The following is an 11,465-nucleotide window of genomic DNA, read 5'->3' on the forward strand; positions in this document are numbered from 1 at the left end:
GTGCACAGCCCGAGCCACCCCGACGCCACCGCCATGGCGGTGCGCGGCGACGTCGTCGCATGGTTGGGCAGCGATGACGTCGGCCGCAGCCAGTTTCCCGACGCCGAGGTCGTGGATCTCGACGGTGGCTTCGTCGCGCCGGGATTCGTCGACAGCCACATCCACCTGACCGCGACCGGCCTCGCCCTCACCGGGCTCGACCTGCGGCCCGCCACGTCGCGCGCACAGTGCATCCAGATGGTCGCCGAGCATGCCGCCGCGCACCCCGGCCAACTGGTGTGGGGGCACGGCTGGGACGAGTCGTCGTGGCCCGAGAACACCCCGCCGAGCACCACCGACCTCGACGCGGTGCTCGGGGACCGGCCCGCTTACCTGGCTCGCGTCGACGTTCATTCCGCCCTGGCCTCGTCGGCGCTGCGACGCAGGGTCGCGGAGCTGCCGGCGGCGGGCGGCTTCAGCGCCGAGGGGCCGCTCGCCGACGATGCGCACCACCTGGTCCGGGCGACCGCCCGCAACCTGCTGACCGCCGGGCAGCTGGCCGACGCCCGGAGCGCCGCACTGCGTGCCGCCGCCGCGGCCGGCATCGTCGCCGTGCACGAATGCGCCGGGCCCGAGATCGGCGGCCTGGACGACTGGCTGGCGCTCCGCGCCCTCGATCACGGCGTCGAGGTCATCGGCTACTGGGGTGAGGCGGTGACCAGCCCGGCGCAGGCCCGTGCCCTGATGGACGTGACCGGAGCCCGCGGGCTGGCCGGTGACCTGTTCGTCGACGGGGCGCTGGGGTCCCGCACCGCCTGGCTGCACGAGCCGTACGCCGACGCGCCGGACCGCGTCGGCACCTGCCACCTGGACCGGGACGTCATCGAGGCGCATCTGCGGGCCTGCACCCAGGCCGAGGTGACGGCGGGTTTCCACGTCATCGGAGATGCCGCGGTCTCCGCGGTCGTCGACGCCATCGAACGGGTCGTGGCCGACCTGGGGGCTCCCGCCGTCGCCCGCTGCGGGCATCGTCTGGAGCACCTCGAGATGGTGACGGCCGATCATGCCGCCAAACTCGGCGCGTGGGGCGTCATCGCCAGCGTGCAGCCCAATTTCGATGCGCTGTGGGGCGGCGACGACGGCATGTACGCCCGCCGGCTCGGCGCCGAACGAGGCAGCCGGCTCAACCCGCTGGCGCTGTTAGCATCCCAAGGCGTGCCCCTCGCGCTCGGTACCGACGCCCCGGTGACGGGTCTTGACCCGTGGGCCAGCGTGCGCGCGGCCGTCAACCATCACACCGCAGGCAGCGCCGTGTCGGCGCGGGCCGCATTCGCCGCCGCGACCCGCGGCGGATGGCGCGCGAGCGGTGTCCGCGACGGCGTGACGGGCACCCTGGCGCCGGGTGCGCCCGCGTCCTACGCCGTCTGGGACGCCGAAGCCCTGGACGTGAGCGCACCGCGCGACGCCGTGCAGCGCTGGTCCACCGACCCGCGCTCGCGGGTGCCCGCGTTGCCGCGGCTGGGCCCGGCCGATGCCTTGCCGCGTTGCCGCCGGACCGTGCATCGGGGCGCTGTCATCTATGGCTAACGGTCGGCACGAGCGGCCCGACGACGCCGAATCGGAGCGCGACGAAGAGCCCACCGACGCGCCGGTACGCACGGACACGCATGACGCTCCCGGCGTGGCCGAGCGCGCGGGCGCGATAGCACGCCAGGCACTGGCGCGGGCGGTCGCCGCGGTGATCGCTCGGCTGCCGGGCCTGCAGGCGGCGCTCCAGCCCCGCCTGGCGCGGCTGCTGGTCACCGTCGTGGCCGGATTGCTGATGTGCGCCAGCTTCCCGTCGCTGAGCTGGTGGTGGGCCGCCGTGGTCGCCGCCGCGCTGTTGGCCTGGGTGCTCAAGCACCCCGCCACCACCATGGCCGGCGGTCTGGGCTACGGATTTCTGTTCGGGCTCGCGTTTTATCTGCCGCTACTGCCGTGGATCAGCCTGCTGGTGGGCGACGTGCCGTGGTTGGCGTTGGCGATGGCGTGCGCGCTGTTTCCCGCGCTCTTCGGCATATTCGCCGTCGTGGTGCGGGGGCTGCCCGGCTGGCCCGTCTGGTTCGCGTTGGTGTGGGCGGCCCAGGAGTGGTTGAAGTCGATCGTTCCGTTCGGTGGGTTCCCCTGGGGGTTGGTGGCGTTCGGTCAAGCCGAAGGTCCGCTGCTGCCGTTGGTCAAGCTCGGCGGCGTTGCCCTGCTGTCGACGGCCGTCGTGCTGGTGGGATTCAGCGCGACCGCGATCGCGCTGGAAATCATGAAATGGTGGCGAACCGAGGCGCGGGACAAGGACGCCGAGGACGCCGATCAACAGCCGCCCGCGGTGGTGCTGCCTGGGATTTGCATCTGCCTGGTCTTGTTCACCGCCGTCATCATCTGGCCGCAGGTGCGGCACGCCGGCGCCGGAGCGGGCGGCGAACCCACGGTCACCGTCGCGGCCGTGCAGGGCAACGTTCCCCGGCTCGGCCTCGACTTCAACGCGCAACGCCGAGCGGTCCTGGACAACCACGTCCAGGAGACGCTGCGGCTGGCCGAGGACGTGCGCGCCGGGCTCGCACCACAACCTCAATTCGTCATCTGGCCGGAAGACTCCTCGGACGTCGATCCGTTGCTCAATGCCGACGCCGGGCAGCAAATCGCGCAGGCGGCCCATGCGATCGGCGCGCCGATCCTGGTGGGGACCGTCCTCGCCGCGCCCGGCACGCAGGAACCCGCGGAATACACGAACACGATGATCGTCTGGAATCCGGTCAGCGGCGCGGCCGACCGCCACGACAAGGAAATCGTGCAGCCGTTCGGCGAATACCTGCCGATGCCGTGGCTCTTCAAACATCTCTCGTCCTACGCCGACCGGGCGGGCAACATGGTGCCCCGCAAGAGCAGCGACGTGGTGCAGATCGCGGGGGTGCCGGTGGGCGTAGCCACGTGCTGGGAAGTGATCTTCGACCGCGAGCCGCGCAAAGCCGTCCGCAACGGCGCCCAGTTGTTGGCCGTGCCGGCCAACAACGCCACCTTCAACAGGCGCATGAGCGAGCAACAGCTCGCCTTCGCGAAGGTCCGCGCCGTGGAGCACGACCGATACGTCGTGGTCGCTGGCACCACCGGGATCAGTTCGGTGATCGCGCCGGACGGGGCCGAGTTGGTCCGCACCGGATTCTTCGAGCCCGGCTATCTGGACATCCAGGTGCGCCTCAAGACGCAGCTGACGCCGGCCACCCGCTGGGGCCCGATCGTGCAATGGTTGCTGGTCGTGGCGGCCGGAGCGGCCATTCTGGTCGGGATACGGCACAATGGGTGGTCCCCGCGTCCGGTTCGGCCGAGGTTGCGGCCCTTCCGGGCGAGGCCGTCGGGTGAATCGGACGATTCCGGTAAGTTCCCGGGCGACGCCGAGGGCGACTTGGATATGACGCAAGACGCCGCGCCCGACGAGGGCGGCGATCACACTCCGCCGGAAGAAGGCGGTGACGAGAGCCCGCTCGACGAGGGCGGCCCACCCAGTTTCGGGCGACACAGTTTCGGGCGACACAGAGGAGCTACATGACCACCGGCCAGCAGGCGCCCCGCGTTCCGGGCAACCGGCCCAGCCAACGCGTCCTGGTGATCATCCCCACCTTCAACGAGCTGGAGAACCTGCCGGTGATCCACCGGCGGCTGAAGGACGCGTGCCCCGAGGTGCACCTGTTGATCGTGGACGACAGCAGCCCGGACGGTACGGGCAAGCTCGCCGACGAGTTGGCCGCGGCCGATCCGGGCCGCACCCACGTCATGCACCGCACGGCCAAGGACGGCCTGGGCGCCGCCTATCTGGCGGGCTTCGCGTGGGGGTTGAGCCGGGACTACTCGGTGCTCGTCGAGATGGATGCGGACGGCAGCCACGCGCCCGAGCAGCTGCACCGCCTGCTCGACGCCGTCGACAACGGAGCCGACCTGGCGATCGGGTCGCGCTACGTCGACGGCGGAACGGTGCGCAACTGGCCGTGGCGTCGCTGGGCCCTGTCCTGGACGGCCAACACCTATGCGCGGGTGGCACTCGGCATCGATGTCCACGACATCACCGCCGGCTACCGCGCCTACCGTCGCGAAGTCCTGGAGGCGATCGACCTCGACGGCGTTGACTCCAAGGGCTACTGCTTCCAGATCGATCTGACCTGGCGGACGGTGTGCAACGGCTTCGCCATCGTCGAAGTGCCGATCACCTTCACCGAGCGCGAACTCGGCGTGTCGAAGATGAGCGGATCCAACATCCGCGAGGCACTGGTGAAGGTCACTCGGTGGGGCATCCAGGGACGAACCCCCAGCGCACGCGCGGCGCGCGCCGACAACCGCACCAAGTCGGCCGGGGCCCAAGGGGCTTAAGGACGGAGTCAGCCCGGGTCAGCCGCGGCGCTTCGACCTGATCAGTTCGAGGCGCTCCTTGAGCAGCTCTTCGAGCTCATCGACCGTGCGGCGCTCCAGCAACATGTCCCAGTGCGTCCGCGGCGGCTTGACCTTCTTCGGCTCCGGCAGGTCGCCCTCGACCAGGGTGCCCTCCATACCGTTGCGGCACAGCCAGGTACCGGGGATCTCGGCGTCGTCGGCGAACGGGACCTCGAACTCCTCGCCGTTCTCGGTGCGGTAGCGCGCGATCTGACGCGGCGCGAGGTCGTGGTTGCGGTCGGTTTCGTAGCTCACGGCTCCGAGGCGACTGCCCCTCAGTACTCGATCCGCCATGGGTGCTACTCCTCTAGGTTCTGTGGGATTCTCTCCGCTTGGCAAACGTTACGGTGCTCGGCGTAGTTCCCGGGCCGACACGCGGCCTACGCGGCGCGACCATCAATGATACCGGGATGGCCGAGCGCGGCCGACTAAAGTCGGCAGGCGTGACCCGCCGTGCCCGCCCGCAGCCCTGCCGCTGGTGTGGTCGAGACGTCTCCGATGCCGGCATGGGTCGCCGCCGCCAGTACTGCCGGCAGTCGTGCCGGCAGCGGGCCTACGAGCAACGCGCCTCGCTCCATCGGGGCGAGGCAGGGGCGGCGCTGGCGCTGCCCGCCGATGCGGTCGTGCTGTCGGCCGACGAGGCGGCTGACCTCTCCGATCGCGTCTACCAGGTGCGATGCGCGGCGGAGGACGTCGCCACAGCGCTCGACGAGGGAGCCGAGGCATCCGAATTGCGCGCCCTGTGCGATGTGCTGATCCGAGCCGCCCGGGCCGCCGACGGCTGGCGCCGAGTGGGCGTCTGACCGCGACGGCCGCCGGCGCGGTGCCCCGACGGCTCGCGTCGAGATTCAGAGCGCCATGCGCCTGACCACCGCCGATGCGTAGGCGGGTACAGTCACGCCATGGACGGTGCGCCGAATCTGAGGGACTTCGGGGTCACCGCGCGCGTCGCCGGGCCGCGTCGGACGTTTTGAAATCCAGCCGGAGTTGGCCATACTCACCAGCGACATTCTTGGGTCGGACAGCAGCACGACGACGTTGCTTCGTGCCGCAACTTCCGTGACTCGGCGAGAGCCGCATCCGGCGGTGAACGACGGCCAATGGTAGGCGAAGGGCAGTGATGGTGGATCAACTCCAGCATGCGACCGAAGCGCTGCGCAAAGCGCTGGTACAGGTCGAACGCCTGAAGCGCACCAACCGCGCCCTGCTGGAGCGGTCGAGCGAGCCGATCGCGATCGTCGGGATGTCCTGCCGCTTCCCGGGCGGCGTCGACACTCCCGAAGCCCTGTGGCAAATGGTTGCCGATGGCCGCGACGTGATCTCGGAGTTTCCCACCGACCGTGGGTGGGACCTCGCGACACTGATCGACCCCGACCCCGACGCGCGCCACAAGACGTACGCGCACACCGGTGGCTTCGTCGACGACGTCGGGGACTTCGACCCCGCGTTCTTCGGCATCGCGCCCAGCGAAGCCCTGGCGATGGACCCCCAGCATCGGATGTTGCTGGAGCTGTCGTGGGAAGCGTTGGAGCGCGCGGGAATTGACCCTAGCGGGCTGCGCGGCAGCGCCACCGGTGTTTTCGCCGGGCTCATCGTCCAGGGCTACGGCATGCTCGCCGAGGAGATCGAGGGCTACCGCCTGACCGGAATGACGTCTAGCGTCGCGTCGGGGCGGGTCTCGTATGTGCTCGGTCTGGAGGGCCCGGCGGTGTCGGTCGACACCGCGTGTTCGTCGTCGTTGGTGGCACTACATATGGCGGTGCAGTCGCTGCGCTCGGGGGAGTGCGACCTGGCACTGGCCGGCGGCGCGACGGTGAACGCCACGCCGACGGTCTTCGTCGAATTCAGCCGGCACCGCGGATTGGCGCCCGACGGGCGGTGCAAGGCCTACGCTGGGGCGGCCGACGGCGTCGGCTGGTCCGAGGGCGGGGCGATCCTGGTCGTCGAGCGGTTGTCGGACGCGCAGCGGTTGGGTCATCCGGTGTTGGCGGTGGTGCGGGGTTCGGCGGTCAATCAGGATGGCGCGTCGAACGGGCTCACCGCGCCGAACGGTCCGTCGCAGCAACGGGTGGTGCGCGCGGCGCTGGCCAACGCGGGGCTCTCGACGGCCGAGGTCGACGTGGTCGAAGGGCATGGGACGGGCACCACGCTGGGTGACCCGATCGAGGCCCAGGCCTTGCTGGCCACCTATGGCCAGGACCGCGACGAGCCGCTGTGGCTGGGGTCGATCAAGTCGAACATGGGTCATACGCAGGCCGCCGCCGGTGTGGCCGGTGTCATCAAGATGGTGCAGGCCATGCGCCACGGGGTGCTGCCGGCGACGCTGCACGTGGATGCGCCGAGCCCGCACGTCGATTGGTCCGCGGGCTCGGTGTCGCTGCTGACCGAGGCGCGGGCGTGGCCGGCGGATCACCAGCGTCGGGCCGGGGTGTCGTCCTTCGGGATCAGCGGGACCAACGCGCACGTGATCATCGAGGCCGCTCCCGCGGAGCCGGCGCGCGACGTTGCTCCGGTGCGGCCGGTGGTGCCGTGGGTGATCTCGGCGAAGTCGGCGGCGGCGCTGCGGGCGCAGGCGGCGCGGTTGGCGGCGCACGTGCGCGCCCACGACGAGCTGGATGTCGCCGATGTCGGGTGGACGCTGGCGGGCCGGGCGACGTTTGACCATCGGGCCGTTGTTGTGGGTGGCGACCGCGACCGGTTGCTGGCCGGGTTGGACGAGCTGGCCGACGACGACGTCCCCGCATCGGTTGTTCGCGGCACCGCGACGCCGGCGGGCAAGACCGTGTTCGTCTTCCCCGGCCAAGGCTCTCAATGGCTGGGCATGGGCATCGAATTGCTCGATACCGCACCGGTATTCGCGAGCCAGATCGAGGCGTGCGCCGAAGCGTTCGCGGAATTCGTCGACTGGTCGCTGATCGATGTGCTGCGCGGCGCCCCCGGTGCTCCCGGGATGGATCGCGTGGACGTCGTGCAGCCGGTCCTCTTCGCGATGATGGTGTCGCTGGCCGAGCTGTGGAAGTCGATCGGAGTAAGTCCGGATGCGGTGATCGGCCACTCGCAGGGGGAAATCGCCGCGGCCTACGTCGCCGGGGCGCTGTCGCTGCGCGACGCCGCCCGGGTGGTCACGCTGCGCAGCAAGCTGCTGACGTCGCTGGCCGGCCCCGGGGGCATGCTGTCCATCGCCTGCAGCACCGAGCGGGCCCGGGAGTTGTTGGCGCCCTACGGTGATCGGGTCAGCATCGCCGCCGTCAACGGCCGGTCGGCCGTCGTGGTGTCAGGTGAGGTGGCGGCGCTCGACGAGCTCGTCGGTTTCTGTGCCGACCTGGAGCTGCGAACCCGGCGGATCGACGTGGACTACGCGTCGCATTCGGTTGAGGTCGAGGCGATCCGCGGTGAGCTCGCAGAGGTTCTCGACGGTATCGAGCCGCACTCTTCTCGCATAGCATTCTTTTCCACCGTGACCGGAACCCGCTTGGACACAGCGGGATTGGATGCCGACTATTGGTATCGCAACATCCGCCAGACCGTGCAGTTCGACCAGGCGGTGCGCAACGCGGGTGAGCACGGATACCGAACATTCATCGAATCCAGTCCCCATCCTGCCCTGATCGCCGGGATCGAGGACACCGTCAACGACCGCCTGGGCGGTGACGGCGAGGCCATCGTCGTTCCCACCCTGGGCCGCGACGACGGCGGTCTCGAGCGGTTTTTGACGTCGGCCGCCACCGCGTTCGTCGCGGGAGCGCGCGTGGATTGGCGCGGTGCCCTGGGCGGCGCCGCCTTGGTGGATCTGCCGACGTACGCCTTTGACCGCCGCCGATTTTGGCTCTCCGGTGAGGGTGTCGCGGCCGACGCCACCGGCCTGGGGCTGGGCAGCAGCGAGCACCCGCTGCTAAGCGCGGTCGTCGAGCTGCCGGCGTCCGGCGGGGTGGTACTGACGGGCCGGTTGTCGCCCAGTCTGCAGGGTTGGCTGGCCGATCACGCCGTGTCCGGCCAGGTCGTGTTCCCCGGCGCCGGGTTCGTGGAGTTGGCGATCCGTGCGGGCGACGAGGTCGATTGCTCGACGGTCGACGAACTGACGCTGCAGGCGCCGTTGATGTTGCCGGCCAAGGATTCTGGGCTCGGCTCGGCCGCCGTCCAGGTGGTGGTAGGCCCCGCCGACGAATCGGGCCGCCGAAGCGTCTCGATTTTCTCGCGCACCGATGCGGACTCCGGCTGGGTAGGCCACGCCGAGGGCACGCTGAGCCCCGGCTCGATCGAGCCGGACGCGGATCTGTCCGTATGGCCGCCGGCGAACGCGGTCATGGCCGACCCGGCGGACGGCTACGAACAATTGGCCGCCCTCGGCTACGGCTACGGCCCGGCGTTCAAGGGATTGACCGCGACGTGGGTGCGCGGTGACGAGGTATTCGCCGAGGTGCGGCTGCCCGAAGCCGCCGGCGGCGTCAATGGGTTCGGCGTGCACCCCGCGCTGCTCGACGCGGCGATGCACGCCCTGGCGATGGGCCACCAAATCACCGGCCGGACCGGCGAAATGATGTTGCCCTTCTCGTGGCAGGGCGTGTCGTTGCATGCCGCGGGCGCATCGGCGGTGCGCGCGCGCATCGCGCCGGCAGACGGCGCAGGCGCCAACGCGGTCTCCATCGAGCTGGCCGACGCGCTGGGATTGCCGGTGCTGTCGGTGCGCGCGATGGTGCCGCGCCCGGTCAACGAGCGGCAGCTGCGTGCGGCGGTGTCGGGCGCGGGCTCGGACCGGCTGTTCGAGGTGATCTGGTCGCCCGCCGCGACGAAGACCGCCGCAACCCAAGCCGAGTTACCCGTTCACCAAGTATTCGAATCCGTTGCGGCCCATAACAACCCGGTCGAGGCAGCCTACGAGCGCACCCACCAGGCGCTGGGCGCCGTGCAGTCCTGGCTGACCGAGCGGGACTCCGGCGTCCTGGTCGTCGCGACGCGGGGTGCGATGGGATTGGCGGGCGAGGACGTCACCGACCTGGCGGGCGCGGCGGTGTGGGGGCTGGCGCGCTCGGCGCAGACCGAACACCCCGGCCGGATCGTGCTCGTGGATTGCGACGCGGCCCTCGACGACAGCGCGATAGCCGACGTTCTCGCGACCGGTGAACCCCAGGTGCTGCTGCGCGACGGCAAGGTTTATACCCCGCGGGTGCACGGCAACCGCGCTGTCGACGGGATCATGACACCTCCTGGCGAGGGGCCCTGGCGGCTGGGTATCGACAGCGCGGGCACCTTCGAAAACCTGCAACTGGAGCCGGTTCCCAACGCCGACGCGCCGCTGGAGCCGGGTCAGGTCCGGGTCGCCCTGCGCGCCATCGCGACAAACTTCCGCGACGTCATGATCACGCTGGGCATGTTCACCCACGACGCCCTGCTTGGCGGCGAGGGCGCCGGCGTGGTGGTCGAAGTCGGCCCGGGCGTCACCGAGTTCGCGGTCGGCGATTCGGTATACGGCTTCTTTCCCGACGGCAGCGGCACGCTGGTCCCTGGCGACGTTCGCCTGCTGCTGCCGATGCCCGCCGACTGGTCCTATACCGAAGCCGCCGGTATCTCAGCGGTTTTCACCACCGCATACATGGCGTTCATCCACCTGGCCGACGTCAAGCCGGGACAGCGGGTGCTGGTGCACGCCGCCGCCGGCGGGGTCGGAATGGCCGCGGTCCAGCTGGCACGGCATCTCGGCCTTGAGGTGTTCGGGACCGCGAGCCGCGGCAAGTGGGACACGTTGCGGGCCATGGGCTTCGACGACGACCACATCGGGGACTCACGCACTTTGGACTTCGAGGACAAGTTCCGGTCGGTGACCGGCGGCCGCGGCATGGATGTGGTGCTGGACTCGCTGGCCGGTGAATTCGTCGATGCCTCACTGCGGCTGGTCGCGCCCGGCGGGATTTTCCTGGAGATGGGCAAGACCGACATCCGGGACCCGGGCACGGTGGCCCAGGAATACCCCGGCGTGCGCTACCGCGCCTTCGACCTCTTCGAGCCCGGCCGTCCCCGGATGCATCAGTGGATGCTCGAACTCGCCGGGCTTTTCGACGCCGGAGTGCTGAAGCCGTTGCCGGCGACGACATTTGACGTGCGACGCGCACGCAGCGCGCTGCGCTACCTGAGCCAGGCCCGTCATGTCGGCAAGGTCGTCATGACCATGCCGGGTGCGCTGGGGGCCGGCGCCGTGTTGATCACCGGCGGCACCGGCATGGCGGGCTCGACGTTGGCCCGCCACCTCGTCGCGCAGCACGGGGTTCGCGACCTGGTGCTGCTGAGTCGCAGCGGTCCCGGGGCGCCGGGATCCGCCGAATTGGTCGCGGAATTGGAGGCGGCCGGAGCGCAGGTGCGGGTGGTCGCGTGCGACGCGGCCGACCGCGACGCGCTGGCGAGGGCGATCGCCGACATCTCCGAGCAACGGCCGCTGTCGGGCGTGATTCACGCGGCCGGCGTGCTTGACGACGCGGTGGTGACATCCCTGACGCCCGAGCGCGTCGACACAGTGCTGCGGGCCAAGGTCGACGCGGCATGGAACCTGCACGAGTTGACCCGCGATCTGAATCTGTCGGCGTTCGTGATGTTTTCGTCGATGGCGGGGCTGGTCGGGTCGTCGGGCCAGGCCAACTACGGGGCCGCCAACTCGTTCCTCGATGCGCTGGCGGCCCATCGGCGGGCGCACGGGCTGCCGGCGATCTCGCTGGCGTGGGGGCTGTGGGATCAGGCCAGCGCCATGACGGGCGGGTTGGACGCCGCCGACCTCGCTCGGCTCGGCCGGGACGGGATCCTCGCGTTGTCCTCTGCCGAGGCGATGGAACTGTTCGACACCGCGCTGGTTGTCGACGAGCCGTTCATCGCGCCCGCCCGCATCGATCTCGGCGCCCTGCGCGCCCATGCGGTCGCGGTGCCGCCGATGTTCGGCGACCTCGTCAAAGCGCCGACCCGGCGCCGGGTCGCCGATTCGCTGGCCGCCGCGAAATCGAAATCGGCGCTCGCGCATCGCCTGGACGGGCTGCCCGAAGCTGAGCAGCACG

Annotated in this window: 4 protein-coding genes and 1 pseudogene; 4 read left to right on the top strand and 1 reads right to left on the bottom strand. The window is 70.4% G+C overall.

The annotated features are described in order from the left end of the window. Positions 1–33 precede the first annotated feature (33 nt). Positions 34–1,566 carry an amidohydrolase gene (locus tag A5736_RS07065; protein ID WP_076245319.1) on the top strand — a complete coding sequence of 511 codons (1,533 nt, stop codon included), beginning with the start codon at positions 34–36 and terminating at the stop codon, positions 1,564–1,566. Then, positions 1,511–4,371, top strand: a pseudogene (gene lnt / locus A5736_RS07070) (apolipoprotein N-acyltransferase). Before A5736_RS07065 ends, lnt begins: the two are co-directional and overlap by 56 nt. Positions 4,372–4,389: 18 nt before the next feature. On the opposite strand, the gene rbpA reads toward lnt, so the two are convergent. After that, on the bottom strand, positions 4,390–4,725 hold the full coding sequence (gene rbpA, locus A5736_RS07080) for an RNA polymerase-binding protein RbpA (RefSeq protein ID WP_076058549.1): 336 nt from the start codon (positions 4,723–4,725) through the stop codon (positions 4,390–4,392). A gap of 149 nt (positions 4,726–4,874) precedes the next feature. Here rbpA and A5736_RS26545 point away from each other — a divergent pair, with 149 nt between their 5' ends. Together A5736_RS26545 and A5736_RS07090 are read left to right on the top strand one after the other, a co-directional pair. Beyond that, complete coding sequence (locus tag A5736_RS26545) at positions 4,875–5,234, top strand: hypothetical protein (RefSeq protein WP_371328366.1); 360 nt, start codon at positions 4,875–4,877, stop codon at positions 5,232–5,234. A 317-nt stretch (positions 5,235–5,551) separates the two neighbouring features. After that, on the top strand, positions 5,552–11,465 hold a 5,914-nt coding region (locus A5736_RS07090; protein WP_139333178.1), incomplete at its 3' end, for a type I polyketide synthase.

Origin of the sequence: Mycobacterium sp. SP-6446 (genome assembly GCF_001954045.1) — a bacterium.
In the GTDB taxonomy this organism is placed as follows: Bacteria; Actinomycetota; Actinomycetes; order Mycobacteriales; family Mycobacteriaceae; genus Mycobacterium.